25 protein-coding genes, 1 tRNA gene, 1 rRNA gene and 4 pseudogenes are annotated in these 26,776 nt (G+C 66.2%); 28 read left to right on the forward strand and 3 right to left on the reverse strand.

Translation table 11 applies throughout. The annotated features are described in order from the left end of the window. From rrf to xerD, 16 genes and pseudogenes are all read left to right on the forward strand, one after another. Positions 1-83 (forward strand): 5S ribosomal RNA (gene rrf / locus ACLQI9_RS21200); the annotation flags it as partial. Positions 84-425: 342 nt separating this feature from the next. Beyond that, entirely contained in the window at positions 426-674 is a 249-nt protein-coding gene (locus ACLQI9_RS21205) for a hypothetical protein (protein WP_442382567.1), read from the forward strand. A gap of 104 nt (positions 675-778) precedes the next feature. Further along, positions 779-1,526, forward strand: a pseudogene (locus ACLQI9_RS21210) (alpha/beta fold hydrolase). A gap of 120 nt (positions 1,527-1,646) precedes the next feature. Continuing rightward, positions 1,647-1,835, forward strand: a pseudogene (locus ACLQI9_RS21215) (FAD-binding protein); the annotation flags it as partial. Positions 1,836-1,918: 83 nt separating this feature from the next. Continuing rightward, the gene (locus ACLQI9_RS21220) at positions 1,919-2,710 is read left to right on the forward strand and encodes a tetratricopeptide repeat protein (RefSeq protein ID WP_442382568.1); all 792 of its coding nucleotides are present in this window, start codon (positions 1,919-1,921) and stop codon (positions 2,708-2,710) included. Position 2,711: 1 nt separating this feature from the next. Next, the gene (locus tag ACLQI9_RS21225) at positions 2,712-3,716 is read left to right on the forward strand and encodes an HAD-IIA family hydrolase (protein WP_442382569.1); all 1,005 of its coding nucleotides are present in this window, start codon (positions 2,712-2,714) and stop codon (positions 3,714-3,716) included. Between the two features lie 28 nt (positions 3,717-3,744). Further along, positions 3,745-3,832, forward strand: a pseudogene (locus ACLQI9_RS21230) (hypothetical protein); the annotation flags it as partial. After that, the gene (locus ACLQI9_RS21235; protein WP_442382570.1) at positions 3,807-4,001 is read left to right on the forward strand and encodes a hypothetical protein; all 195 of its coding nucleotides are present in this window, start codon (positions 3,807-3,809) and stop codon (positions 3,999-4,001) included. The pseudogene ACLQI9_RS21230 and the gene ACLQI9_RS21235, both read left to right, overlap by 26 nt. 7 nt (positions 4,002-4,008) lie before the next feature. Beyond that, complete coding sequence (locus tag ACLQI9_RS21240) at positions 4,009-4,818, forward strand: TlyA family RNA methyltransferase (RefSeq protein WP_442382571.1); 810 nt, start codon at positions 4,009-4,011, stop codon at positions 4,816-4,818. Continuing rightward, positions 4,815-5,738, forward strand: coding sequence for an NAD kinase (locus tag ACLQI9_RS21245; RefSeq protein WP_442382572.1), 924 nt, complete (start codon positions 4,815-4,817; stop codon positions 5,736-5,738). Before ACLQI9_RS21240 ends, ACLQI9_RS21245 begins: the two co-directional genes overlap by 4 nt. A gap of 2 nt (positions 5,739-5,740) precedes the next feature. Further along, positions 5,741-7,513, forward strand: a complete 1,773-nt coding sequence (recN, locus tag ACLQI9_RS21250) for a DNA repair protein RecN (protein WP_442382573.1) — start codon at positions 5,741-5,743, stop codon at positions 7,511-7,513. Positions 7,514-7,616: 103 nt separating this feature from the next. Beyond that, complete coding sequence (gene steA, locus ACLQI9_RS21255) at positions 7,617-8,810, forward strand: putative cytokinetic ring protein SteA (protein ID WP_442382574.1); 1,194 nt, start codon at positions 7,617-7,619, stop codon at positions 8,808-8,810. Between the two features lie 13 nt (positions 8,811-8,823). Beyond that, complete coding sequence (locus ACLQI9_RS21260) at positions 8,824-9,765, forward strand: copper transporter (RefSeq protein ID WP_442382575.1); 942 nt, start codon at positions 8,824-8,826, stop codon at positions 9,763-9,765. A 137-nt stretch (positions 9,766-9,902) separates the two neighbouring features. Further along, positions 9,903-11,660, forward strand: coding sequence for a CTP synthase (locus ACLQI9_RS21265; protein ID WP_442382576.1), 1,758 nt, complete (start codon positions 9,903-9,905; stop codon positions 11,658-11,660). Continuing rightward, positions 11,653-12,276, forward strand: coding sequence for an NUDIX domain-containing protein (locus tag ACLQI9_RS21270; protein ID WP_442382577.1), 624 nt, complete (start codon positions 11,653-11,655; stop codon positions 12,274-12,276). The genes ACLQI9_RS21265 and ACLQI9_RS21270 overlap by 8 nt, the downstream gene beginning before the upstream one ends. Positions 12,277-12,305: 29 nt before the next feature. Next, the gene (xerD, locus tag ACLQI9_RS21275) at positions 12,306-13,274 is read left to right on the forward strand and encodes a site-specific tyrosine recombinase XerD (RefSeq protein ID WP_442382597.1); all 969 of its coding nucleotides are present in this window, start codon (positions 12,306-12,308) and stop codon (positions 13,272-13,274) included. A gap of 18 nt (positions 13,275-13,292) precedes the next feature. On the opposite strand, the pseudogene ACLQI9_RS21280 reads toward xerD, so the two are convergent. After that, positions 13,293-13,999, reverse strand: a pseudogene (locus ACLQI9_RS21280) (O-methyltransferase). A 220-nt stretch (positions 14,000-14,219) separates the two neighbouring features. On the opposite strand from ACLQI9_RS21280, the gene ACLQI9_RS21285 reads away from it, so the two are divergent. From ACLQI9_RS21285 to ACLQI9_RS21320, 8 genes are all read left to right on the forward strand, one after another. Then, positions 14,220-15,083 (forward strand): ParA family protein, encoded by an 864-nt coding sequence (locus tag ACLQI9_RS21285; protein ID WP_442382578.1) that lies wholly within the window; start codon positions 14,220-14,222, stop codon positions 15,081-15,083. After that, positions 15,080-15,922 carry a segregation/condensation protein A gene (locus ACLQI9_RS21290; protein ID WP_442382579.1) on the forward strand — a complete coding sequence of 281 codons (843 nt, stop codon included), beginning with the start codon at positions 15,080-15,082 and terminating at the stop codon, positions 15,920-15,922. Before ACLQI9_RS21285 ends, ACLQI9_RS21290 begins: the two co-directional genes overlap by 4 nt. After that, entirely contained in the window at positions 15,919-16,080 is a 162-nt protein-coding gene (locus tag ACLQI9_RS21295; RefSeq protein WP_442382580.1) for a hypothetical protein, read from the forward strand. Before ACLQI9_RS21290 ends, ACLQI9_RS21295 begins: the two co-directional genes overlap by 4 nt. After that, positions 16,073-16,804, forward strand: a complete 732-nt coding sequence (gene scpB / locus ACLQI9_RS21300; protein WP_442382581.1) for an SMC-Scp complex subunit ScpB — start codon at positions 16,073-16,075, stop codon at positions 16,802-16,804. Before ACLQI9_RS21295 ends, scpB begins: the two co-directional genes overlap by 8 nt. Further along, complete coding sequence (locus tag ACLQI9_RS21305; protein WP_442382582.1) at positions 16,804-17,556, forward strand: pseudouridine synthase; 753 nt, start codon at positions 16,804-16,806, stop codon at positions 17,554-17,556. Before scpB ends, ACLQI9_RS21305 begins: the two co-directional genes overlap by 1 nt. A gap of 47 nt (positions 17,557-17,603) precedes the next feature. Beyond that, positions 17,604-18,287, forward strand: a complete 684-nt coding sequence (cmk, locus tag ACLQI9_RS21310) for a (d)CMP kinase (RefSeq protein WP_442382598.1) — start codon at positions 17,604-17,606, stop codon at positions 18,285-18,287. Continuing rightward, entirely contained in the window at positions 18,284-19,687 is a 1,404-nt protein-coding gene (gene der / locus ACLQI9_RS21315) for a ribosome biogenesis GTPase Der (RefSeq protein ID WP_442382583.1), read from the forward strand. The genes cmk and der overlap by 4 nt, the downstream gene beginning before the upstream one ends. A 67-nt stretch (positions 19,688-19,754) precedes the next feature. Further along, positions 19,755-20,537, forward strand: a complete 783-nt coding sequence (locus ACLQI9_RS21320; RefSeq protein ID WP_442382584.1) for a sulfite exporter TauE/SafE family protein — start codon at positions 19,755-19,757, stop codon at positions 20,535-20,537. 4 nt (positions 20,538-20,541) lie between these two features. Here ACLQI9_RS21320 and ACLQI9_RS21325 read toward each other — a convergent pair whose 3' ends face one another. Continuing rightward, a complete protein-coding gene (locus tag ACLQI9_RS21325; protein WP_442382585.1) occupies positions 20,542-21,234 on the reverse strand; it encodes a DUF3060 domain-containing protein in 693 nt (230 codons plus the stop codon). A 47-nt stretch (positions 21,235-21,281) separates the two neighbouring features. Between ACLQI9_RS21325 and ACLQI9_RS21330 the strand changes: the two genes are divergently transcribed. The 4 genes from ACLQI9_RS21330 (at position 21,282) to ACLQI9_RS21345 (ending at position 25,966) form a co-directional block, all read left to right on the forward strand. Next, positions 21,282-22,301, forward strand: a complete 1,020-nt coding sequence (locus ACLQI9_RS21330) for an NADP-dependent oxidoreductase (protein WP_442382586.1) — start codon at positions 21,282-21,284, stop codon at positions 22,299-22,301. A gap of 83 nt (positions 22,302-22,384) precedes the next feature. Then, a tRNA-Pro gene (locus tag ACLQI9_RS21335) sits at positions 22,385-22,461 on the forward strand. Between the two features lie 99 nt (positions 22,462-22,560). Next, entirely contained in the window at positions 22,561-22,716 is a 156-nt protein-coding gene (locus tag ACLQI9_RS21340; protein WP_442382587.1) for a hypothetical protein, read from the forward strand. A gap of 421 nt (positions 22,717-23,137) precedes the next feature. Further along, positions 23,138-25,966 (forward strand): cation-translocating P-type ATPase, encoded by a 2,829-nt coding sequence (locus ACLQI9_RS21345; RefSeq protein ID WP_442382588.1) that lies wholly within the window; start codon positions 23,138-23,140, stop codon positions 25,964-25,966. Here ACLQI9_RS21345 and ACLQI9_RS21350 read toward each other — a convergent pair. Further along, positions 25,963-26,202, reverse strand: a complete 240-nt coding sequence (locus ACLQI9_RS21350; RefSeq protein ID WP_442382589.1) for a hypothetical protein — start codon at positions 26,200-26,202, stop codon at positions 25,963-25,965. The genes ACLQI9_RS21345 and ACLQI9_RS21350 overlap by 4 nt on opposite strands. Positions 26,203-26,776 lie beyond the last annotated feature (574 nt).

A 26,776-nucleotide genomic window follows, 5' to 3' on the forward strand; every position in this document is an offset into this window, starting at 1 on the left:
GACCCATCCCGAACCCGGAAGCTAAGCCTGCCAGCGCCGATGATACTACCCAACCCGGGTGGAAAAGTAGGACACCGCCGAAACACACACCCAAAAAAGGGCACCCGAAACGGTGCCCTTTTTTGCACTCAAAAATAAATGCGGCCCAGAATTTGTCGGCCTAATTCTGCGCAAGCCTCAATAGCGCTACGCGATTAAGCCCGCTTCTTTGGTTGGCCTTGGTCTGTTCCCGGTGAACGACTCCGGCTGGTTTTAGAGTCCTGTGGCCCGCTGCTGGGGCACTGCGGGCGTCATTGCGTCACGGCGTTGCCGACCTGCCCCGACGCTACTTCCGCGCTGCGGCGAAATCGATTGGCGTGGCTTGGGGGATGGCGGCGGGTCCTGACCTGACTTTCCCAGAGGTGGAAGGGCGACGAACCGCGTCGATGCGTCTCACTAACCGGTTTGTAGACTGGGTGCTGACCGCCTGTGAGTCCGACGCCGTGGTCGGCGGCCAGTTCTTCAAGGTCACCGGCCTCGTCGACCCGCCTGCCCGCCTATTCCACCCGTCGTTCATTTACCGGGTTGCAACCGTCAACCGGCGTCGCCGGCAACGTGATTCGCAACCTCAGCAAGCCGAAGTGGCTGGCCGAGCTGAGGGCCGTACGCCGTTACCAGACACGCTGTCGGAGTAATCGCCAAAAATCAGACGCGCGAGTTCATCGTTCGCGGCGCAGCGATCAGCCACCGCGCGCCAACGGTCCTGCCCTTGCGGTGGCACCGTGCGAGGATATCGTCCATGACTGTGGTTCTGGTGCACGGCAATCCGGAGACTGACGCAATCTGGGGCCCGCTCGTCGAGGCCCTCGGGCGCGACGATGTGGTGCGGCTGTCGCCGCCGGGATTCGGCGCCCCGCTGCCCGACGGCTTCCCGGCGACCTACCTTGCCTACCGTGACTGGCTCGAGAGCGAGCTGGAGGGCATCGCCGCCCCGGTCGACCTGGTCGGGGCACGACTGGGGCGGCGGCCACGTCGTGAACGTGGTGATGCATCGCCCCGAGCTCGTGCGCAGCTGGGCCAGCGACGTCCTCGGCTTATTCGACCCCGACTACGTCTGGCACGACTTAGCCCAGGTGTGGCAAAGCGCCGGCGACGGCGAGCAGCTAGTGGACACCATGTTGGGCGGCACGATTCAGGACCGGGCCGCCGAGTTGGCCGCCCTCGGCATACCCACCGACATCGCGACCTCGATCGCCGCAGCCCAGGGTCCGGAGATGGGTCGGGCAATCCTGCTGCTATATCGCTCCGCGCGCCAACCGGCGATGGCCGAGGCTGGCCGCGCGCTCGAGAATGCCACGGCTCGGCCTGGCCTTTCACTGCTGGCCACCGAGGATCCCTACACCGGCTCCGACGAGATCCGGCGGCGGGCGGCCGAACGATCCGGCGCCCGCACCGAAGTACTTGAAGGACTGGGACATTGGTGGATGGTGCAGGACCCGGCTCGCGGCGCCGCGGCCCTCACCGACTTCTGGAAGACGCTCGATTAGATCTTCACGGCCGAGATATCGTCAGCCGCGACCACGAGGCACTGCGAACACCGTCACTCAACGCCGGGCTACCGCGCCCCGAGGCCGAGTACGCGGCGGCCTGCAGGCACACCCACCACCCAGACCGACCTGTCGTCGCGCGCCTTCGGAAACGACGGCCAGCCCATCCCCGGCCTCTATGCGGTCGGCGAAGCCGCCGGATTCGGCGGTGGCGGTGTCCATGGCTACAACGCCCTGGAAGGCACCTTCCTCGGCGGCTGCATCTTCTCCGGACGCGCCGCCGGACGCGCCGCCGCGGAAGCCCTTTAACGACAAGGCCCCCGGGCCGGCCATTACCCAGCCCGTATCCTTTGATACAAGGACGTCAAGGTGATTCGGGATGAAGGGTACGAGTGGTCGAGGAAAGGCGCGGCGGCACCGGCGAACCGCGGCCGGGGCGAGCGCCGCGGTCCCAAGCACCGACATCGGGCCCGGGACGCGCGCGCCGAGCGCAGCCCCAGCATCCATCCAACGACGATGGCAGCGCCGCCCCGCAGATCCCGGCTGATATCGAAGCAAAGCAACTGGCGCCCGAGATCCGGCGCGAGCTCAGCACTTTGGACCGGGCCACCGCCGACGCGATTGCCCGCCACCTGGTCGCCGCAGGCGAGCTGATCGACGACGATCCGGAAGCCGCGTTGAGCCACGCGCGGGCCGCCCGCGCCCGCTCTGGGCGTATCGCCGCCGTCCGGGAAGCGGTCGGGATCGCGGCCTATCAGTGTGGTGACTGGGCGCAGGCGCTTGCCGAACTGCGCGCGGCGCGCCGGATGGGCAGCAAGTCCCCGTTGCTTCCGCTGATTATCGACTGCGAGCGCGGCCTCGGCCGGCCCGAGAGGGCGCTTGAGCTGGCGCGCGGGACTGAGGCGGCCCAGCTCAGCGGCGACGAAGCCGACGAGTTGCGCATTGTCGCCGCCGGCGCCCGCGCCGACCTCGGTCAGCTCGAACAAGCCCTGAAGGTCCTGTCCACACCGCAGCTGGACCCGGCGCGCACCGGGACGACTGCGGCAAGGCTGTTCTACGCGTACGCGGAGACACTGCTGGCGCTTCACCGTGGCGAGGAGGCGTTGCAGTGGTTCCTGCGCGCCGCGGCCGCCGACATCGACGGGGTCACCGATGCCGAAGACCGAGTGAGCGAGCTCGGCTGACGTGGGAACGCTTGCGCAGCAGTATGATTGCTTACTTCTCGATCTGGACGGAACGGTGTTCCGCGGCCATGCGTTGACGGAGGGCGCGGCGGAGTCGTTGGACGAGGTCCCGGGTCGCAAGCTCTTCGTGACGAACAATGCCTCGCGAAGCGCCGACGAAGTCGCCGGGCACCTGTGCGACATCGGTCTCACGGCGACGGCCGACGATGTCGTCACCAGCGCGCAAAGCGCCGCCCACTTGCTGGCCGCTCAACTGCCGCCCGAGTCGCGGGTGCTGGTCGTTGGCACCGATTCGCTTGCCGACGAAATCACCGCCGTCGGACTGCGGCCGGTACGCCTGGCACACGACAAACCGCACGCTGTGGTCCAGGGTCACTCCACCGAAACCGGCTGGATCAACCTCGCCGAAGCGGCGTTGGCCATCCGGGCCGGAGCGCTGTGGGTGGCGGCTAACGTCGATGCCACCCTGCCCACTGAACGCGGTATGCTGCCCGGCAACGGCTCCATGGTGGCCGCACTGAAAACGGCGACCGACGCCGAGCCCCAGGTCGCCGGCAAGCCTGCACCGACCTTGATGACAGATGCGTTGGCACGCGGTGACTTTCGCGCGCCGCTGGTCGTCGGTGACCGGTTGGACACCGATATCGCCGGGGCCAACGCGGCCGACCTGCCCAGCCTGATGGTTCTCACCGGCGTCAGCTCCGCGCGCGACGCGGTGCACGCCGTGAGTGAACAACGCGCGACCTACATCGGCTACGACCTGCGTTCGCTGCACCGGGAAGCGGATCTGCTTGCGGTGGCGCCGCAATCGGCATGGCACGTGGAGACCGGGGACATGTCGGTGACAGTCAGCACGGGACGCGACGGCGAGGCGAGCGACGGCCTGTCGATCGTTCGCGCCGTCGCCAACGCCATCTGGGTGAGCAAGTGCGACCCACGAGCCGTCACCGTCGAGGCCGGCGACGACACCGCACACGATGCCCTGCAGCGGTGGTCCCTGGTGTGAATCCGATAGCGTGAAGAACGTCATGACTCGCGCCGGCGACGATGCAGTGGGGGCACCACCCAGCCGCGCAGCGGCGAGGGGGACGAAGCGATGAGGAGGAGCGGCGCCATTACTAACGATCCTGATGAAATCCGCGCTCGGATCGACGCCGTGCTCGCCGAGCTACCCGATCCTGCCGACGTCGAGAACGCGCCCGCGGAAGCCGATCTCGAAGAGCTAGCGCGCCGTCTGTCCGAAGCACACGACATGCTGGTGCAGGCGCTGGAGTCGGCGGAGAAGGGCTGAGTGCACCGTGACGCGGCGTACTCGTGTTGACGCCGAGCTGGTCCGGCGGGGGCTGGCTCGATCTCGCCAGCAGGCCGCGGAGTTGATCGGCGCCGGCAAGGTCAGCATTGACGGCATTCCGGCGGTCAAACCGGGCACTGCTGTCGCGGCCACCGCGGCGCTGAGCGTCGCCGGCGACACCGAGCGACGCTGGGTGTCGCGGGGGGCCCACAAGCTGATCGGTGCGCTCGATACCTTTGGTATCAGCGTTGAGGGTCGGCGCTGTCTGGATGCCGGCGCGTCGACGGGTGGATTCACCGAAGTCTTGCTGGATCGCGGCGCACGCGAAGTGGTCGCCGTTGATGTGGGCTACGGCCAGCTGGCCTGGTCGCTGCGGTCGGATCCTCGGGTGGTCGTCATCGAGCGGACCAATGCGCGGCAGCTGACACCGGCTGTGATCGGTGACCCGGTTGAGGCCGTGGTCGCTGACTTGTCGTTCATCTCGCTGACCACGGTGTTGCCCGCGCTGACTGGATGCGCATCGCACAACGCGGATATCGTTCCCATGGTGAAGCCGCAGTTCGAGGTGGGCAAAGGTCAGGTCGGCGCCGGCGGGGTGGTGCACGATCCTGAGCTCCGGGCAACCTCGGTGCTTGCCGTCGCGCGTTGCGCCAAGGAGCTGGGATGGCACACCCTCGGGGTCACCGCCAGCCCGCTACCGGGCCCGTTGGGCAACGTCGAATACTTCCTCTGGCTGCGCGCCGAGACAGATCGGGGTTTTTCCGCTGATGAATTGGAATCCGCGGTCCGCGCGGCTGTTAAAGCGGGTCCGCAATGATGCGTGAGCGCACCGTCTTGCTGGTGGTCCACACCGGACGCGAGGAGGCCACCGAGACCGCCCGTCGGGTGGAGAAAGTGCTGGACGACAACGGTATTGGCCTTCGAGTGTTGACGGCCGAGGCGGTCGACCGAGGTTCGTTACATCTGACCCCCGACGACATGCGCGCGTTGGGTGTCGACATCCAGCTCGCCGACGCCGACCCGAACGCTGCCGACGGATGCGAGCTGGTGCTGGGACTCGGCGGCGACGGCACCGTTTTGCGGGCCGCGGAGCTCGCTCGCAATGCCGACATTCCGGTGCTGGGTGTCAACCTGGGCCGGATCGGCTTTTTGGCCGAGGCCGAGGCTGACGCCATCGACACCGTGCTCGAGCATGTCGTGGCCCGCAGCTACCGCATCGAAGACCGGTTGACGCTCGACATCACGGTGCGGGTGAGAGGCGAGGTCATCAGTCGCGGATGGGCGCTGAATGACGCCAGCCTGGAAAAAGGGCCGCGGCTGGGTGTGCTCGGGGTGGTCCTCGAAGTCGATGGCCGGCCGGTGTCGACATTCGGCTGCGACGGGGTGTTGGTGTCGACACCCACCGGTTCCACGGCCTACGCATTCTCCGCAGGCGGGCCGGTGCTGTGGCCGGATCTGGAGGCACTTCTGTTGGTGCCCAACAACGCTCACGCCCTGTTCGCCCGGCCGATGGTGACCAGCCCGGACGCCGTCATCGCCATTGAGATCGAGGCCGACGAGCACGACGCTGTGGTGTTCTGCGACGGCCGACGGGAGATGCTGGTACCGGCCGGTGGCCGGTTGGAGGTACGGCGTTGCGAGGTATCGGTGAAATGGGCCCGGCTGGATAGCGCGCCGTTCACCGACCGTCTGGTGCGTAAGTTCCGCTTGCCGGTCACCGGCTGGCGTGGACGGTAACGGTGCTGAGTGAGATTCGCATCGAGGCGCTGGGCGCCATCAGCGTCGCCACGGCCGCGTTCGACCGGGGTCTGACGGTACTGACCGGGGAGACCGGCACCGGTAAGACGATGGTGGTCACCGGGCTGCACCTGCTGGGTGGGGCCCGCGCCGACGCCAACCGGGTGCGCTCCGGCGCTGAGCGGGCCGTCGTCGAAGGGCGCTTCACCACCGCCGATCTCGACCAGAAAGCCGCTGCCCAGATCGACGAGATGCTGGACGCTTCGGGAGCCGAGCGCGATGAGGACGGCAGCATCATCGCGTCGCGCTCGGTTAGCCGCGACGGTCCTTCGCGGGCCTATCTCGGCGGGCGCAGCGTGCCCGCCAAATCGCTGAGCGGTTTCACCACCGAGCTGCTCACTTTGCACGGACAAAACGACCAGTTGCGGCTGATGCGGCCTGACGAACAACGCGGTGCGCTCGACCAGTTCGCGGCTGTTGGTGCCCGGCTGGAGCGCTATCGCAAACTGCGCGACGCGTGGCAGTCGGCGCGGCGTGACCTCGTCGACCGAAGCAACCGGGCCCGCGAATTGGCCCAGGAGGCCGACCGGCTGAAATTCGCGCTGCACGAGATCGACACCGTCGACCCCGCACCCGGTGAGGATGACGCGCTGATCGCCGACATCCGTCGGCTCTCCGAATTGGACGCACTGCGCGAGGCCGCGGCCAGCGCGCGTGCCGCGTTGTCCGGCGCGGAGGATGAGGCCGCCGAGATGATGGGCCAACCCGTCTCGGCGGCCGACGGTTTGGCACAAGCGAAGACGGCGCTGGAATCGACCGACGACGCCACGCTGCGAGGGTTGGCGGATCAGCTCGGCGAGGCGCTCACGGTGGTCGGCGATGCCGCGCGTGAACTCGGCGCCTACCTGAACGAACTACCCGCCGACGCCAGCACTTTGGACAGCAAGCTTGCGCGGCAAGCCGAACTGCGCGCGCTCACCCGCAAATACGCCTCCGACATCGACGGTGTGCTGCAGTGGGCCCGCGAATCGCGAGATCGGCTGGCCCATTTGGATGTCTCCGAAGAGGCACTGGCCGGCCTGCAACGTCGGGTCGACGACCTCGCGACCGAATTAGCTTCCGCTGCAACCGAACTGAGCAAGGCACGCAGCCAGGCCGCGAAGCGGCTGGCCAAGGAGGTCACTGGCGAGCTGTCCGGCCTCGCGATGGCCGACGCCGAATTCACCATCACCGTGTCGACCATGCCTGCCACTCTCGACGATCCCGCCGCGCTGACCCTTGCCTCGGGCGCGAGCGCCCATGCCGGTGGGGACGGTGTCGACCAGGTCGAGTTCGGCTTCGCCGCGCATCGCGGCATGGCGGTGCTGCCGCTGTCGAAGAGCGCATCCGGCGGCGAGCTGTCGCGGGTGATGCTGGCCCTGGAAGTGGTGCTGGCGGCGTCGATGGCCGGTACCACGATGGTCTTCGACGAGGTCGACGCCGGCGTGGGCGGCCGGGCAGCGGTGCAGATCGGGCGGCGACTGGCCCGGCTGGCCCGCAACCGCCAAGTCATCGTGGTGACGCATCTGCCGCAGGTCGCGGCCTACGCCGACGTGCACCTTATGGTCGACAGCGCAGGACGCGACGGCGCCAGCGGAGTGCGACGCCTCGATGGCGACGACCGGGTCGCCGAGTTGGCCAGGATGCTGGCCGGGCTCGGTGAGTCCGACACGGCGCGCGCGCATGCGCGGGAACTGCTCGAGGCCGCCGACTGTGACCGAATTGCGACCTCCTGACGACATCCAAACGTGTGACAGGTGTGACACGATATAACTTCTGAGGCTGTTGTTACGGCGCGCCTCCCGGTCCGGCCTCGGGTTCACCGACAGAATCGCCCCCATGAGCGTGACGACCACAATCTCAGGACTTCTATCCCGTAACACCTCGCGCCCCGGTGTCATCGGCACCGCCCGGGTCGACCGCGACATCGACCGACTGCTGCGACGGGTGTGCCCGGGCGACATCGTGGTCCTCGATGTGTTGGACTTGGACCGGATCACCGCCGATGCGCTCGTCGACGCCGAGATCGCCGCCGTCGTCAACGCATCCACTTCGGTATCGGGCCGGTATCCCAACCTGGGTCCGGAGGTGTTGGTGGCCAACGGCGTCACCCTCATCGACGAGACAGGGCCCGAGGTCTTCAAGAAGATCAGGGACGGCGCGAAAGTCCGGCTCTACAACGGCGGGGTGTACTCGGGCGATCGCCGGTTGATCCGTGGCACCGAGCGCACCGACCAAGAGATCGCCGACCTGATGCAAGAGGCCAAGACCGGATTGGTCGCCCACCTGGAGGCCTTCGCGGGCAACGCCATCGAGTTCATCCGAAGCGAGAGCCCGCTGTTGATCGACGGGATCGGCATCCCCGACGTCGACGTCGAATTGCGCCGCCGTCATGTCGTGGTGGTCGCCGACGAGGACCACGCCGCCGATGACCTCAAGCGGCTCAAACCCTTCATCAAGGAGTACCAGCCGGTCCTGATCGGAGTCGGCACCGGCGCCGAGGTCTTACGCAAAGCGGGGTATCGCCCGCAATTGATCGTCGGTGATCCCAGTGAACTCAGCACCGAAGTCCTCAAGAGCGGCGCTCAAGTGGTTTTGCCCGCCGACGCCGACGGCCACGCGCCAGGCTTGGAGCGCATCCAGGACCTCGGCGTCGGCGCAATGACGTTCCCCGCTGCCGGTTCGGCGACGGACCTGGCGCTGCTCCTGGCCGACCACCACGGCGCCGCGCTGTTGGTAACCGCCGGCCACAGCGCCAACATCGAGACGTTTTTCGACCGGGCGCGTCAGCACAGCAACCCCTCGACCTTCCTCACCAGGCTGCGGGTGGGGGAGAAGGTAGTGGATGCCAAGGCCGTTGCCACCTTGTACCACAATCGAATCTCCGGCGGCGCGATCGCATTGCTGATTTTGACGATGCTGATCACGGTCATCGTTGCACTGTGGGTGTCCCGCACCGACACCATGGTGCTGCACTGGGCCGTCGAGTACTGGAACCATTTCACGCTCTGGGTGCAGCACTGGGTCCACTAGGACAGGCACGGATGTGATATCACTACGCCAGCACGCGATTTCGCTGGCCGCTGTGTTCCTAGCGCTGGCGGTCGGAGTCGTGCTGGGCTCGGGCTTCCTGTCGAACACCCTGGCGTCCGGGTTGCGTGACGAATCGCGAAATCTGCACGGCCAGATCAACGCACTCAACAACCAGAAGAACGCGCTGAACCAAAAGCTCAATTCCGCAGATGCTTTCGACGCGCAAATGGCAGGCCGGATAGTGCATGACGCGCTGAACGGCAAGTCGGTGGTCATCTTCCGCGCCCCCGACGCAAAGAATGACGACGTCGACGCGGTGTCGAAGATCATCGGCCAATCCGGTGGAGCCGTTACCGGCACGGTGTCGTTGACCCAGGAGTTCGTCGACGCGAACTCGGCGGAGAAGCTGCGTTCGGTGGTCAACTCGTCGATCCTGCCGGCCGGCGCCCAGCTGAGCACCAAACTGGTCGATCAAGGCTCGCAGGCAGGCGACCTGCTGGGTATCGCGCTGCTAATCAACCGGGATCCCGCCGTCGCAGCCGTCGACGACACGCAGCGCGATACCGTGCTGGCCGCGCTGCGTGACACCGGTTTTGTCGGCTATGGCAACCAGCACATCGGCGCGGCGAACGCCGCTGCGGTCATCACCGGCGGTGGGCTCGGCGACGACGCCGGCAATCAGGGTGTCAGCGTGGCCCGATTCGCCGCTGCGCTCGCGCCGCACGGCTCGGGTGTGCTGCTTGCCGGGCGCGACGGCTCATCCGGCGGAACGGCGGCCGTCGCGGTGGCCCGCGCCGATGCCGCGGTGACCTCGGCGATCAGCACCGTCGACGACGTGAACACCGAGTCCGGACGTATCACCGCGGTCCTGGGCATGGCCGACTTGGTCAACGGTGGCCGCACCGGTCAGTACGGCACCGGTCACGCCGCCACCGGCCTCACCGTCGCGCAATAGCCGCCCCGCTGGGCGTGTCAACAACGGCACAGCGGCGCGGATGTTAGGGTGGGTTTCCGTGGGTCGGCAGGCCCAATGAGAGCTGGATACCAGCTTAAAAAGCCTAGCCCTGCGCCGTCTTCACGGAGGTCGCCATTTTGCGCAAGCATCCGCAGACCGTCACCAAGCACCTCTTCGTCAGCGGTGGCGTCGTTTCGTCCCTAGGCAAGGGACTGACCGCCAGCAGCCTGGGGCAGTTGCTGACGGCGCGCGGGCTGCAGGTGACGATGCAGAAACTCGACCCCTACCTCAACGTCGACCCCGGCACCATGAACCCGTTTCAGCACGGCGAGGTCTTCGTCACCGAGGACGGCGCCGAGACCGACCTCGATGTCGGTCACTACGAGCGCTTCCTGGACCGCGACCTATCCGGCTCGGCGAATGTCACGACCGGACAGGTGTATTCGACGGTAATCGCCAAAGAGCGCCGCGGCGAGTACCTCGGTGACACCGTCCAGGTGATCCCGCACATCACCGACGAGATCAAGAGTCGCATCCTGGCGATGGCCAAGCCGGACGCCGACGGGAACCGCCCGGATGTCGTCATCACCGAAATCGGTGGAACCGTGGGCGATATCGAGTCGCAGCCCTTTCTCGAGGCGGCACGGCAGGTTCGTCATGATCTGGGCCGGGAGAACGTCTTCTTCCTGCACGTGTCGCTGATCCCGTATCTGGCGCCGTCGGGCGAATTGAAAACCAAGCCGACCCAGCACTCGGTGGCGGCGCTGCGCAGCATCGGTATCACTCCGGATGCGTTGATCCTGCGTTGCGACCGGGATGTTCCCGAGTCGCTGAAGGAGAAGATCGCGCTGATGTGTGACGTTGACATCGACGGCGTCATCTCCACCCCTGACGCGCCGTCGATCTATGACATTCCGAAGGTGCTGCACCGCGAAGAGCTTGACGCCTATGTGGTGCGCCGACTCAACCTGCCGTTCCGCGACGTCGACTGGACAGAGTGGGACGATTTGCTGCGCCGGGTGCACGATCCCCAGGAGACGGTACGAATCGCATTGGTGGGCAAGTACATCGACCTCTCGGATGCGTATCTGTCGGTCGTCGAAGCGCTGCGGGCGGCCGGATTCAAGCACCGGGCAAAGGTGGAGATCCGCTGGGTCGGTTCTGACGACTGCGAGACGACAAGCGGTGCGTCTGCGTTGCTCGACGACGTCCACGGCGTGCTGATCCCCGGCGGGTTCGGCATCCGCGGTATCGAGGGGAAGATCGGGGCCATCCGGTACGCGCGGTCCAGGGGTCTGCCCGTGTTGGGGTTGTGTCTTGGCCTACAGTGCATCGTCATCGAGGCGGCCCGCTCGGTCGGCTTGGAGGGGGCCAACTCGGCGGAATTCGATCCGGCCACACCCGACCCGGTCATCTCCACCATGGCCGATCAGGAGGAGATCGTCGCCGGCGAGGCGGATCTCGGCGGCACCATGCGGCTGGGATCCTATCCGGCGGTGCTTGAGCCGGGTTCCATTGTGGCCCAGGCATATCAATCAACGCAGGTGTCCGAGCGTCATCGGCATCGCTACGAGGTCAACAACGCTTATCGGGACCGGATCGCGGAAAGCGGCCTGAGATTCTCCGGGACGTCTCCCGACGGCCACCTGGTGGAGTTCGTCGAATACCCGCCGGAGATGCATCCGTACGTCGTCGGCACCCAGGCGCATCCAGAGTTGAAGAGCCGGCCGACCCGTCCGCACCCGTTGTTTGTCGGTTTCGTCGGGGCGGCCATCGACTACAAGGCAGCTGAGCGACTGCCGGTAGAGATTCCCGAGCAGCCGTCGAACGGAAGTGAACAACACGACGGGGTCGACGCGTCGCTGTCCGAGCCCGAACCCGTTGCCCGTGGCTGAGCACATCTTCGAGACGATATCGTCCGAAACTTTGCATACCGGAAAGATTTTCGCCCTGCGCAAGGACAATGTCCGGATGCCCGGCGGGAAGATCGTGACCCGGGAGATCGTCGAGCACTTCGGCGCGGTCGCTATCGTCGCGATGGACGACGAAGGCCGCATTCCGATGGTCCACCAGTATCGCCATCCCTTCGGTCGACGGCTGTGGGAGTTACCTGCCGGACTGCTCGACGTCAATGGCGAAGCCCCGCACCTGACCGCCGCCCGAGAACTCCGCGAGGAGGCCGGCCTGCAGGCACAGACTTGGCGGGTGCTGGTCGATCTGGATTCCACACCCGGATTCAGCGACGAATCGGTGCGGGTCTATCTGGCAACCGGCTTGACGCAGGTAGACCGACCCGAGGCGCATGACGAAGAAGCCGACATGACCTTGCAGTGGTATTCGATCGACGAGGCGGTCCGCCGGGTGTTCAGCGGCGAGATCGTCAACGCCCTTGCGGTCGGAGGGATTTTAGCGGCATATACCGTGGCGAAAGGCTTCACGCAGCCGCGGCCGGCGGACACGCCGTGGGTGGACAAGTCGACGGCCTTCGCTGCGCGACAGGCGACCCGGTGACCACGCTGCCGGCGCCGCGCCCGGTGACGATGCGGGCCGGGACGGCCCGAGGAGGAGGCGGGCAGTTGGCCCTGGAGACCCAGTTGCAGGGCTACCTCGATCATCTGACGATCGAGCGGGGCGTGGCGGCCAACACCTTGAGCTCCTATCGCCGCGACCTCCGCCGCTACTTCGAGCACCTCACATCGCGGGACATCGACGACTTGGCCAAGGTCAGCGAGGACGATGTCAGCGAATTCCTGGTGGCCCTGCGGCGCGGCGATCCGGGTTCCGGGGTGTCGCCGCTGTCTGCGGTGTCGGCGGCGCGGACGTTGATCGCGGTGCGCGGCTTGCACCGGTTCGCCGCAGCGGAAGGCCTGGCCGAATTCGACGTGGCGCAGGCCGTCAAGCCACCGACACCGGGGCGGCGGTTGCCCAAGAGCCTGAGCCTCGACCAGGTGCTGGCGCTGTTGGCCGGGGCCGGAGGCGACAGCCCGTCCGACGGCCCGTTGACGTTGCGAAACCGCGCGCTGCTCGAACTGCTGTACTCCACCGGGGCCCGGATTTCCGAAGCGGTCGGACTCGATGTCGACGACGTCGACACGCATGCCCGCTCGGTGCTGCTGCGCGGCAAAGGCGGCAAACAGCGGCTGGTGCCGATAGGACGGCCTGCGGTGCAGGCACTCGACGCCTACATGGTGCGTGGACGTTCGGAGTTGGCGCGTCGCGGCCGCGGGACGCCGGCGATCTTTCTCAATGCGCGCGGCGGCCGGTTGTCGCGGCAAAGCGCGTGGCAGGTGCTGCAGGATGCCGCCGAGCGGGCCGGGATCACTTCCGGGGTGTCCCCGCATACGCTGCGGCATTCGTTTGCGACTCACCTGTTGGACGGCGGGGCCGATGTCCGTGTGGTTCAAGAGTTGCTGGGACACGCCTCGGTGACGACGACGCAGATCTACACGATGGTCACCGTGCACACGCTGCGCGAAGTCTGGGCCGAGGCCCATCCGCGTGCGCACTGAGCGCCTCGGCCGCGGCGATTAGGCGCCCAGATACTCCGATTCCAGCACCAGGTCGGAGATCAGGCTCTGATACTCCACGTGCGTCTTGTGCTCGGTGGTGTTGAACAGCTTGCCCTGCTGCTGACGCATGTATTCGCGGTATTTCGGCGCGCCGGGCACCTTGACGTTGTCGGCGACCACGATCGAACCGGTATGCAGCCAGCCCCGGTCGAGGATGCTCTGCAGGTCCACCAGATAGGCGTCCTTGTCGTGGTCGAGAAACAGGAAGTCAAGGGCGCCAGCGGTAAAGCCATGCTCGCCGGCCAGCGCATCCAGCGTGTGGCCGCCGTCGGCAATGGTGCCGACCACACACGTGACCCGGTCGGCGACGCCGGCATGCGCCCAGATCTGGCGGGCATTGGCGGCGTTGGGTTCGGCAAGCTCGACGGAGTACACCTTGGCGGCGCGCGCGGCGCGGGCGATGCGCAGCGCACCGTAGCCGCAGTAGGTGCCCAGCTCGAGCGCCAGTTTCGGGTCGGCGCGCCGGACCGCGGCGTCGAGCAGCGCGCCTTTTTCGTCGCCGACGTTGATCAGCATCGACTCCTCGTAGGCGAACCGGTCGATGGTTGCCAACACGTCGTCGACGTCGCCCGCCCGAGCGTGCTTCAGCACGTATTCGACTGCGGCGGCTTCGCGCCCGTCGCCGAACTGGCCCGTCGTGGTGATATTGCGGGCCCAGTCGCCATCCGTCATACCGACCACCGCAACAGGGGAATGCGCTGCTTCACACTCATAGCCGCCACACTAGCCCGGCGACGACCCGGGCTCGAGCCGCCCCAAATTGGCTGGTTACGTTGTTGCGGGTCTCCCGGCGCGGGCGCGTATACCCGTTAGACTCTCTTGCGATGTCCGTCATTTTCCGAACGCCGCGCATGCCGGGTCGGTCTGCGCCGAGCCGCGGCGCTCGTGACTGACGACGCCGACAGCGACACCGGAGTCGGCCTGACCGGGCGGCCACCGCGGGCGATCCCCGAACCCAAGCCGCGCACGTCGCACGGGCCGGCCAAAGTCGTCGCGATGTGCAACCAGAAAGGCGGTGTCGGCAAAACCACGTCGACGATCAATCTGGGCGCCGCACTCGCCGAATACGGCCGCCGCGTGCTGTTAGTCGACCTGGATCCGCAGGGAGCCCTGTCCGCCGGCCTGGGTGTGCCGCACTTCGAGCTGGACCACACCATCCACAACTTGCTGATTGAGCCGCGGGTGTCAGTCGACGAGGTGCTGATCAACACCCGCGTCAAGCACATGGATCTGGTGCCCAGCAACATCGATTTGTCGGCCGCGGAGATCCAGCTGGTCAATGAGGTGGGCCGCGAGCAGACGCTGGCCCGTGCACTGCATCCGGTACTGGACCGCTACGACTACGTGCTGATTGACTGCCAGCCGTCGCTCGGTCTGCTCACTGTCAACGGTCTGGCCGCCTCCGACGGGGTCATCATCCCGACCGAATGCGAGTACTTCTCGCTGCGCGGTCTGGCGCTGCTCACCGATACCGTCGAAAAGGTGCGAGACCGGCTCAACTCGAAGCTGGAGATCAGCGGCATCTTGATCACCCGCTACGACCCGAGAACCGTAAACTCCCGCGAGGTCATGGCCCGTGTTCTGGAGCGCTTCGGCGACTTGGTGTTCGACACCGTCATCACCCGTACTGTCCGCTTCCCGGAAACCAGCGTCGCCGGTGAACCGATCACCACGTGGGCACCGAGATCAGGCGGCGCGGCAGCGTACCGCTCGTTGGCCCGCGAGGTGATCGACCGGTTCGGCGCGTGAACGGCGGAGTGACCTGCGAGGCATCGTCCCAGAATGGCTTCCAGGTCAGGCTGACCAACTTTGAGGGACCGTTCGACCTCCTGCTGCAGCTGATCTTCGCCCACCGGCTCGACGTCACCGAGGTGGCGTTGCATCAGGTCACCGATGAATTCATCGCCTACACCCGCGCGGTCGGTCCCGAGCTGGAGCTCGAGGAGACCACCGCGTTCCTGGTCGTCGCCGCGACCCTGCTCGATCTCAAGGCAGCCCGGCTGCTGCCGTCGGGGCAGGTGGACGACGATGAGGACCTGGCGCTGCTGGAGGTCCGCGACTTGCTGTTCGCCCGGCTGCTGCAGTATCGGGCGTTCAAGCACGTCGCGCAGATGTTCGCCGAGCTGGAAGCCGCTGCGCTGCGCAGCTATCCGCGCGCGGTGTCGCTGGAGGACCGGTACGAGGACCTGCTGCCGGAGGTGATGCTGGGCGTCGACGCCCAGCGATTCGCCCAGATCGCCGCGATTGCATTCACCCCGCGGCCAGTACCGACGGTCGCCACCGAACACTTGCACGAGCTGATGGTGTCGGTGCCTGAACAGGCCGAACAGCTACTGTCGTTGCTGGAAACGCGCGGCATCGGTCAATGGGCGTCGTTCTCGGAGTTGGTCGCCGACTGTCAGGTGCCGATCCAGATCGTCGGCCGGTTCCTGGCGCTGCTCGAACTCTATCGGTCACGGGCGGTAGCATTCGATCAGGCAGAACCGCTTGGTGTGCTCCAGATTTCGTGGACCGGAGAACGGCCGACCACAGAAGCGTTGTTGAGGGCGGAATCGCTGCAAGCTCAAGAAGTGCGAGACCATTTATGACCCGCACCGGCGACGATGCAGAGCGAAGCGATGCTGAGGAGCGGCGCATGATCTCAGCCGGCGACGATGCAGAGCGAAGCGATGCTGAGGAGCGGCGCATGATCTCAGCCGGCGACGATCCAGAGCGACGCGATGAGGAGGAGCGGCGCTATGACTGACGCGCCCGATCCCGACCTGGGCATCGACGCAGCGACGGCTGAGGCGCTCGACGACGCCGGACTGGGTATCGACGTCGCGACACCGCCGGAGCTCGACGACGCCGAACTGGGCGCGGTTCTCGAGGCGCTGCTGCTGGTCGTCGACACTCCGGTGACGGTCGAGGCGCTGGCCGCGGCCACCGAGCAGCCGGCTTATCGAGTCGCCGCCAAGCTGCGACTGATGGCGGATGCACTCACGGAACGCGACAGCGGTATCGACCTGCGGGAGGCCGGCGGCGGATGGCGGATGTACACCCGCGCGCGGTTCGCGCCTTATGTCGAACGGCTGCTGCTGGACGGGTCACGATCGAAGCTGACTCGAGCGGCGCTGGAGACGTTGGCCGTGGTGGCCTACCGCCAGCCGGTGACGCGGGCGCGGGTCAGCGCGGTCCGCGGAGTGAACGTCGACGCCGTCATGCGAACGCTGCTGGCACGTGGGCTGATCACCGAAGCCGGCACTGACCCCGACACCGGCGCGGTGACATTCGCAAGCACCGAGCTGTTCTTGGAACGGCTTGGGCTGTCGTCGCTGGCCGACTTGCCTGACATCGCGCCGCTGCTTCCCGATGTCGACATGATCGACGATCTGAGCGAATCCTTGCACGCTGAGCCACGTTTCGTCAAACTCTCCGGCGGCCCGGTGTCTGGCGACCAGCCACTGTCGTTAGACGTGGACCAGGACTGATGACGGAAACCGGCGAGCCCCGTGGAATTCGCCTGCAGAAAGTCTTGTCGCAGGCCGGGATTGCGTCCCGGCGGCTCGCCGAGAAGATGATCATCGATGGCCGTGTCTCGGTGGACGGGCAGCTGGTGACCGAGCTGGGCACCAGGGTCGATCCCGACGTGTCGGTGATCCGCGTCGACGGCGCACGGGTGATCCTGGACGACTCGCTGGTGTATCTGGCGCTCAACAAGCCGCGCGGCATGCAATCGACTATGGCGGACGACCGTGGTCGGCCGTGCATCGGCGACCTGGTGGAGCATCGAGTGCGCGGCAACCAGAAGCTCTTTCATGTCGGACGGCTGGACGCCGACACCGAGGGGCTGATCCTGTTGACCAATGACGGCGAGCTGGCGCATCGCCTCATGCATCCCTCCTACGAGGTGCCCAAGACGTATCTGGCGACGGTGGCCGGCTCGGTACCACGCGGGCTTGGCAAAAAGCTGCGGGCCGGAATCGCGTTGGACGACGGGCCCGCTGTGGTCGACGATTTCGCAGTGGTGGACGCCATTCCCGGTAAGACGCTGGTCCGGGTCACCCTTCACGAGGGACGCAAACGCATTGTGCGCCGGCTGTTCTCGGCCGCCGGATTCCCGGTGCAGGCATTGGTCCGTACCGACATCGGCACGGTGTCGCTGGGGGACCAGCGTCCAGGCAGCATCCGCGCCCTGCGCGGCAACGAGATCGGGGACCTCTACAAAGCGGTTGGCCTGTGAGCGGAACGAGCGGAGCGAGTGACGGGAGTGAAGCGAACCATCCGGCACTGCGCGGAGTCGTCGTCGCCGTCGACGGCCCGGCGGGCACCGGAAAGTCCTCGGTATCAAGGGGATTAGCGCACGCCCTGCAGGCCCGCTACCTGGACACCGGCGCGATGTACCGCATCGTCACGCTCGCGGTGCTGCGGGCCGGGATCGACCCGGCCGATCAGGCGGCCGTCGGGGCCGCCTCGTCGACCGTCAAGTTGTCAGTGGGCTTCGACCCCGACGAAGATCGCTCTTACCTTGACGGAGAGGATGTTTCGTCGGAGATCCGCGGTGACGAGGTCACTCAGGCGGTGTCAGCGGTGTCGTCGGTTCCCACCGTACGTACCCGGCTTGTCGGACTGCAACGCACGCTGGCTGACGGCCAGGGCAGCGTGGTGGTGGAGGGCCGCGATATCGGGACCGTCGTCCTGCCCGACGCCGACGTCAAGTTCTTCCTGACCGCGTCGCCGGAAACTCGGGCGCGGCGCCGCAATGATCAGAATGTCGCCGCCGGGTTGCCCGACGACTACGACGGTGTGTTGGTCGATGTGCGCCGCCGCGATCATCTGGACTCGACGCGAGCAGTATCGCCGCTGCGCGCTGCTTCGGATGCGCTGATTGTCGACACCAGCGCGATGACCGAATCCGAGGTGATCGCTCACCTGCTGCAGCTGGTCAAGCAACGAAGCGAGGCGGTTAGGTGAGCCAAGACGGCACCTGGGTCGACGAAAGCGATTGGGAATCAGCTGAATTAGCTGAGCCTCTGGAAGACGATGCCGCGGGGCCGCCGCCGGTGGTGGCGGTGGTGGGCCGGCCGAATGTCGGCAAGTCGACGCTGGTCAACCGGATCCTCGGCCGGCGCGAGGCGGTGGTGCAGGATGTGCCCGGCGTGACCCGCGACCGGGTCTCCTACGACGCCCTGTGGACCGGACGCCGGTTCACTGTGCAGGACACCGGGGGATGGGAACCCGACGCCAAAGGTTTGCAGCAGCTGGTGGCCGAGCAGGCGGCGGTGGCGATGCGCACCGCCGACGCGGTGATCCTGGTAGTCGACGCGGTGGTCGGTGCGACCGCCGGTGACGAGGCGGCCGCACGTATCCTGCGTCGTTCTGGCAAGCCAGTCTTCCTGGCCGCCAACAAAGTTGACAGCGAGAAAAACGAATCTGATGCGGCTGCACTGTGGTCGCTGGGGCTCGGTGAGCCCTACGCGATCAGCGCAATGCACGGTCGCGGCGTGGGCGATCTGCTCGACGCGGTCGTTGGTGCTCTGCCGGAGGTGGCGGAGTCGACGTCGACCGAGGGTGGTCCGCGGCGGGTGGCGCTGGTGGGCAAGCCGAATGTCGGAAAGAGCTCACTGCTGAACCGGTTGGCCGGCGATCAGCGCTCGGTGGTGCACGAAGTCGCGGGCACCACGGTCGACCCGGTGGATTCGCTGATCGAGATGGACGGCAAGGTCTGGCGTTTCGTCGACACCGCTGGACTGCGCCGCAAGGTCGGCCAGGCCAGCGGGCACGAGTATTACGCCTCGGTGCGCACACACGGCGCGATTGACGCCGCCGAAGTCGTGATCGTGCTGATCGACGGTTCGCAACCGCTGACCGAACAAGACCAGCGGGTGCTGTCGATGGTGATCGAGGCCGGGCGCGCGCTGGTGTTGGCGTTCAACAAGTGGGACCTGGTCGACGAGGAGCGTCGTTACCAGCTGGACGACGAGATCGACCGCGAACTCGTGCAGGTCCGCTGGGCCCAGCGGGTCAACATTTCGGCGCAGACGGGGCGGGCCGTGCAGAAGCTGGTGCCGGCCTTGGAGATCGCACTGGCGTCGTGGGATACCCGGATCGGCACCGGTCGGCTCAACACCTGGATCAAGGAAGTGGTGGCCGCTACACCGCCGCCAGTGCGCGGCGGCCGGCAGCCGCGGATTCTGTTCGCCACTCAGGCCACCGCCCGTCCGCCGACGTTCGTGCTGTTCACCACCGGCTTCCTGGAGGCGGGCTATCGACGGTTCCTGGAGCGACGGCTGCGCGAGACCTTTGGCTTCGAGGGCAGCCCGGTCCGGATCAACGTGCGGGTGCGCGAGAAGCGGAAACCCAAGTCCCGCTGAGTTCGGCGCCGCGTGCAGTGGGAAAACTCATATTTCTGCCGAAATCGCGCCGGATAGCCTCTTTTCAGTGGCCTTTTCACACGCGCTGTTGATCCTGCTCGCCGGCTTGGGCGCGGGCTCGATCAACGCCGTCGTCGGGTCAGGCACCTTGGTCACGTTCCCGACACTTGTCGCGATGGGTTATCCGCCAGTGACGTCGACCATGTCCAACGCTGTGGGCCTGGTTGCGGGAAACGTCTCGAGCACCTGGGGCTACCGGCGTGAGCTGCACGGTCAGTGGGACCGGCTGCGCTGGCAGATTCCCGCGTCGGTTTTCGGCGCCGTCGCGGGTGCCTGGCTGCTGCTGCATTTGCCGGAGAAAACGTTTACCGCGATAGTGCCGGTGCTGCTGAGCGTGGCCCTGATCATGGTGGTGATCGGTCCGCGGATCCAAAGGTGGGCGCAGGACCGGGCTGAAAAAGCAGGCCGCTCTGCCGAAGACATATCAGCAGGCCGGATGGCCGTATTGGTCTCGAGCACCTTTGCGATCGGCGTCTACGGTGGCTATTTCACGGCGGCGCAAGGCATTCTGCTGGTCGGCGTGATGGGCGCACTGCTGCCCGAATCGATGCAGCGGATGAACGCGGCGAAGAATTTGCTGACTTTGCTCGTGAACGTTGTTGCGGCGCTTGCCTATACATTCGTAGCATTCCACCGGATCAGTTGGCCGGTGGCGGGCCTCATCGCCGTCAGCTCACTGGTTGGTGGGTGGCTAGGCGCGCGCTACGGTCGTCGACTGTCGCCGAATACGCTGCGCGCGGCGATCGTCGTCGTCGGTCTCATCGGGCTCTACCGGCTGTTGACCGTGTAGCAGCTCAGCCCTGTTGGACGACGTTCCCGTCGCCGGACTTGTCGATGCTCGGCGAACCGGTGTGATAGGTGATCTGGTTGTTGAAGCCGGAGGCTTCGATGGTGTCGACGGCGTCCACCGTGATTATGTTCTGGACGCCCGACACATTGAGGCTTGTGCAGTGGCCGGTGATCACGATCTTGTTGGAGATGCCGCTGATGTTGATGGCGCTCTGGTTGCAGGCGACCGTCCGGTTCTCTTTGATGCCGGAGATGGTCAGATTGGCACCGGCCGGCGCTGTGGGCGCTGCACTCGGCGACATCGAAGGTGCAGGGGAAGGCGTCTGCGCCGCGCTGGGGGACGGCGCCGGGGCTGCACTACTCGCGGAGACGCTGGGGGTATTGGGGGTCGGCGAGAGGATCACCATTCCGCCCTGTGAATGTCGTTGGGTGTTGTACGAGATAAAGGACACCAGGCCAATCACGAAGAAGGGCAACAGAACCCACAACAGCCGCGCGCGCGAGGGCAATGTCGGGATTGTCGGGCGGAAGGTGCCGCCGTAACTCGACGGTGGCGGTGGCGGCAGAGCCGGTGTGCCGGGCTGATACGGGTAAGCGCCGGGCGTCTGGTTATTTCCCATCTCGGACGCACGTGCCGTCTCAGCCAATGGGCGCTCAAGCTCCCGGATTCGGGCTTCCGGGTCATCTTCCGGCTTCATCCACAGATGCTCCCACACGCGGATCTCGCTTCGGTAGTTTCGGCATCGTGCCCGAGTTGACGAACCGCCAGATCGTCCTGCGTCACCGTCCCGTCGGCCTGGTCCAGCCCGGTGACACCGAGCTGGTCGCCGCGCCCGCACCCGAGCCCGCCGAAGGGGAGGCATTGCTCCGCACCACCTATGTGGGCCTTGACGCCGCGGTCCGGACCTGGCTCAACGACCAGCCGGGCTACCTCCCGCCGGTACAGCTGGGCGAGGTCATCCGGGCGGCCGGGATCGGCGAGGTCGTGTCGTCGCGCTGTGACGCGTACGCCGTTGGCGACGTCATCACCACCCTGACCGGCTTTCAGGAGTACGTCATCGTACGCGACGACGTGTTCAGCACACCGATTCCCGGTGAGAGCGATCAGCTGGCCATCATGTCGGTGTACGGCCCGACGGGCGCAACCGCCTACATCGGGATGACCGACGTCGGTCGGCCTCAGGCCGGGGACACGGTGGTGGTTTCGGCCGCCGCGGGCGCGACGGGGTCGGTGGCCGGGCAGATCGCCAAGATCGCCGGCGCCCGCGTGGTGGGCATTGCCGGCGGGCCGGAGAAGTGCCGGGCGGTGGTCGAGGACTTCGGGTTCGACGCGTGCATCGACTACAAAAACGACGACCTGCAGGCGGCGCTCAAAGAGCACTGCCCCAAGCGGGTCAACGTCTACTACGACAACGTCGGTGGGCCGATTCTCGACGCGGTGCTGGGCCGACGGGCGATGAACGCGCGGGTGGTGCTCTGCGGTGTGATCTCGAGCTACTTGACCGGCGAGCACCCCGGGCCCGCCAACTACGTGAACCTGCTGTCCAAAACGGCGACCATGCAGGGATTCAATGCACTCGATCAGTGGGGCCGCTTCGACGAAGCCTTCGCGGCGCTCCGCGAGTGGGAGCACGAGGGCCGAATCAAGCACCGCCAGACCATCTTTGAGGGCATCGAGTCGTGCGTCGACGCACTCAACGGACTGTTCACCGGGGCCAACATCGGCAAGATGCTGGTCAAGCTCAGCGAGCCAATAACGGCCTGAGGTGTCGCTGCCCGCCTGGGGTTGGGGCGAGCTTCGCCGTCTGCGGTAGGCTTTCGACCTGCTGCCGGTGAGGCCGCCGGCACCGGGCTGTGGCGCAGTTTGGTAGCGCACTTGACTGGGGGTCAAGTGGTCGCAGGTTCAAATCCTGTCAGCCCGACCAGAGAAGTTGCAGTTCAGAGGTGGTTTCGGAGAGATTCGGAGCCGCCTTTTCTGTTTCAATAGCACGCCGTACGCCAACCAGCGGCGTACTCTGCGGCTCATGGGGAAGCGTGCCAACGGCGAGGGCAACGTCTACCAGCGCGCGAATGGCACCTGGGAGGCGGGGATCACCTTCGTCGACCCCGACACCGGCCAACGCAAGCCGCAGTCCTTCTACGGGCCGACCGCTGCCCCCGGGTGGGGAAGGGGTTGGTGACGTCTACGCCGAAGACGGAGCGCTCACGGCGCAGTGTGCCGTTGTCTCCGGGCATCGTGGCGATGGTGAAGGCGCATAAGGCGTCTTTGTATGCGAGGGCTGCGCGAGCCGCGAGGGCTGGGTCCGCGCTGGCGGCCAACGCCACGGCAGGCCCGCGGCATGAGTGTTTCCATTACCCCTTGGGCCACCGCCTCTCTACCACCGTTCATCCGTTGTTCACTTCGCTGGTTTGCTAGCTCTCCCTATCGTGCGATGGCGCTGAATATGGTCGGCGAAGTCGTGCTCGGGTAGGCATGAGCACCGTTCACATCAGTTCAGGCTGGGAGGCCGATCGGTGCCTGATCAGCAATCGCCGACCGTCGGAGGACAACCTGCCGCGTTGCCGACGCGAATGAGCCATATCAGGACCCATAGGAGTCATGTGAGTGGCGCGGGTGGGGAAGGCGATTCGCCGACCGTACTTGATCCGGAGGAGGCAGCGGACCGACTGTTGCGTGATCTGCGCACGGGCCGGGCGGGGCTGTCGAGCACCGAGGCGCAACGGCGCCTGCTGCAGTACGGTCCCAACACGTTGCAGCGGCGGGGCGGGCGGCAGTGGCCGAAGCAGTTGGCGCGTCAGTTGACCCACCCGTTGGCGTTGTTGCTTTGGCTGGCGGCCGGGCTGCTGATAATCGTCGGCTCGCATGTGGTCGCGGCGGCGGTGGTGTTGATCATCGTGTTGAATGCCGGTTTCTCGTTCGTGCAGGAAGTGCAGGCGGGGAAGGCGGTCGAAGCACTGGCCAAGTACTTGCCGCAAGGGGCCAAGGTCGAGCGCGACGGCGCCGTGGTGGAAATCGACGCGACGCAGTTGGTGCCGGGTGACATTGTTGTCATTGAGGAGGGCGACCGCATCGCCGCTGATATCCGGCTGCTGGCCGGGGCGATCGAAGTCGACATGTCGGCGTTGACGGGCGAATCGGTGCCGACGCTGCGGTCGGCGGCGATGCTGGACGTGAATGTGCCTTTGTTGCGTGCGCACGAGCTGGTATTCAGTGGAACGGGTTGCACGGGTGGAGAAGCCCGCGGGGTCGCGTTCGCCACCGGGATGGCCACGGAGATCGGTCGCATCGCGGCGCTGTCCGAAGGGGTGAAACCAGATCCCAGCCCGCTGGAACGGCAGGTTCGGCGGGTGGCCTGGCTGATCGCCGCGGTCTCGGTGATGCTGGCGCTGTCGTTCATCCCGCTCGCTATGCTCGCGGCCCACCTGACGCTGATCAACTCGATGGTGTTCGCCGCCGGCTTGTTGGCGGGCATGGTGCCCGAGGGTTTGCTTCCGGTCATCACTTTGGCGCTGGCGGTCGCGGTGCGGGAGTTGGCGGGTCGCGGCGCGCTGGTCAAACGACTGTCCGCGGTCGAGACCTTGGGCTCGACCGACGTTATCTGCACGGACAAGACCGGCACGCTCACCCAGAACCGGATGACTCCCACGGCGGCGTGGACGACCGCGGGTCGGATCGACCTCGACTCCGACAACCCCGGCACTGAGGGGGACCCCTCGCGGTCGCCGTCGTCTCCGCCGCTTGGGTCGCTGGCCTGCATCGCCGCCAGCTGCAATAACGCCCGCCTCGATGACAGCGCGGGCCCAGCCGGCGACCCCACCGAGATCGCGTTGTTGACCGCGGCGCGCACGCTGGGCGCCGACACGAATACCGGACAGCGAGAAGCGCACCGACGCTGGCAGTTCCACTTCGACCCGGAACTGAAAATGATGTCGACCATCGACCAGGCCGCCGACGGGCCGCCCGCTGTCCACACCAAAGGCGCACCCGAGGCAGTGTTGGCGCGCTGCACCCACATTCTGGACACCGACGGCCACCCGGTGCCACTCGACCAACCGCAACGCCAGCGCATCGAGGCAGCCGTGAATTCCTTTGCCGCAGAGGGGTTGCGTGTGCTCGCCTTCGCCGAACGGCAGCTACCCACGGACAAGCGCCCGCCACACCGTCGAGTCGACGCCGAACAGGACCTGTGCTTCACCGGTTTGATCGCCATGCTCGACCCGCCACGCCCGGACGTCGCCGACGCGGTCGCCAAATCCCACACCGCCGGTATCCGCATCATCGTGATCACCGGCGATCACCCGCTGACCGCCGCCGCCATCGCCGAACGTGTCGGCATCACCGGCGCGCACCCGACCGTCGTCACCGGCGCACAGTTCGATCAGCTCAGCGAGAAACAGCTCGCTGCGCTCATGCGCGAGCAGCCCGAGGTGATCTTCGCCCGCGCCTCCCCGGAAGCCAAACTGCACATCGCCGAAGCACTGCGCAGCGAGGGGCATGTGGTCGCAATGACCGGGGACGGCGTCAACGACGCTCCCGCCCTGCGCCGCGCCGACATCGGCATCGCGATGGGCAAGTCAGGCACCGATGTCGCCCGCGAAGCCGCCACCATGGTCCTTACCGACGACAATTTTTCCACCATCGTCACCGCGGTTCACGCCGGTCGGCGCATCTACGACAACGTTCGCAAATTCATCATCTACATCTTCGCCCACGCCACGCCAGAAACCGTGCCGTTCCTGGTATTTGCGCTCGGCGGCGGGCTGATCCCGTTGCCGTTGACGATCTTGCAATTGCTGGCCTTCGATGTGGGGAGCGAAACCTTGCCGGCGCTGTCGCTAAGCCGCGAACCCGCCGAACCGGGCATCATGGCCCGCCCGCCACGCCCGCGCAACGAAGGCGTCATCCGTGGCCCGATGCTCGTGCGGGCGTGGCTTTTCCTCGGCGCGATCGTTGCCGCCCTGCAAATGGCCGGATTCTTCTACCTGCTACTGAAGGCTGGCTGGCATCCCGGCGCCCCAGTAGGCGCCGGAGCGCCGCTTCACCATGCCTATCAGCAGGCGACCACAATGACATTCCTGGGCATGATCGCCGGGCAAATCGGCACCGCGTTCGCGGTGCGCACCCAGCGGGCGTCGCTGTGGTCGGTGGGTGTCTTCAGTAACCGTTTCCTCCTGGCAGGCATCGTCGCCGAAATCGTACTGGCGGCCGTATTCGTCTACACCCCACCACTGCAAGCCCTGCTGGGCACCGCCGCGTTGCCGGCTGCTGACCTGTTGATTCTTCTGCCGTACCCATTCATCGTGTGGGGCGCCGACGAGCTATGGCGCTTCCTGCGGCGGCGCGCCGACTCGAGGCAGCAGCGGTACGCGCCAACCCCACAGCCGCGCGAAAACACATCACAACCCATAGAAGGCACATCACAGCCCTAGGGGATCGCCCACATCCCACGCCGACGAAGGAGAATCCGGAGCGCTGGGACTGCGAGTGCGGATACATCTGGCGCATCCTGACGATCGAACAGACGCGGCAGAAGTTCGCGCATTTGGGGAAACGTCGCACTACCGTGCGCGAAGCCCAGCGGCGCGAGCTGCAATCGCACATCGCTGAGATTCAGGCAGAGCAGGAGGAACGCAATGCCGCTCTGCACAAGATCGATCACAGCCACATCCCGCTGCTTCGGGTGGCTGATCAGTACGCGGGCGGCCGAAGAATGCGCAGAAGGTGATTATCCAGCCCGCCCTACGGACCCTCGACCAACTCGCTGGTGCCAACATGCGTGGTCAGGCATTACTAAGGACGCCATACCCCATACCGGTACGTACGCCAACCGGTACGCCAACCAGCCAAATACGGGCCGATTATCCGTCAATGTTCGCCGACGTCCGCAGGCATCCAAAATTGCCTCTGAACTGCAGGGGAGTGCTACACCAGCGGACACCAGAGCACATGTGTGCACCCCACTTTCATAGCTGGGGGTCAAGTGGTCGCAGGTTCAAATCCTGTCAGCCCGACGCAGGTCAGAGGTCATCTTCGCCCTCTGGTAGGTGCCATTTTGGCGGTTGTACCCAAACGCCATACCCAAACCAAGCATTCGGCGAGCGTTCGCCAGCAAACTGATACGAAAATTAGGGTGACCCCGAGTTGGTGACCACTGGTCAACCGCAGGCTGGTTGTCTGGCGGTGTCGGCCAGCGGTGTGAGGGTGACGGTGTAGCCGAGTGCTTCGAGCTGGCTGACCGC

Origin of the sequence: Mycobacterium sp. (genome assembly GCF_052143115.1) — a bacterium.
Classification (GTDB): Bacteria; Actinomycetota; Actinomycetes; order Mycobacteriales; family Mycobacteriaceae; genus Mycobacterium.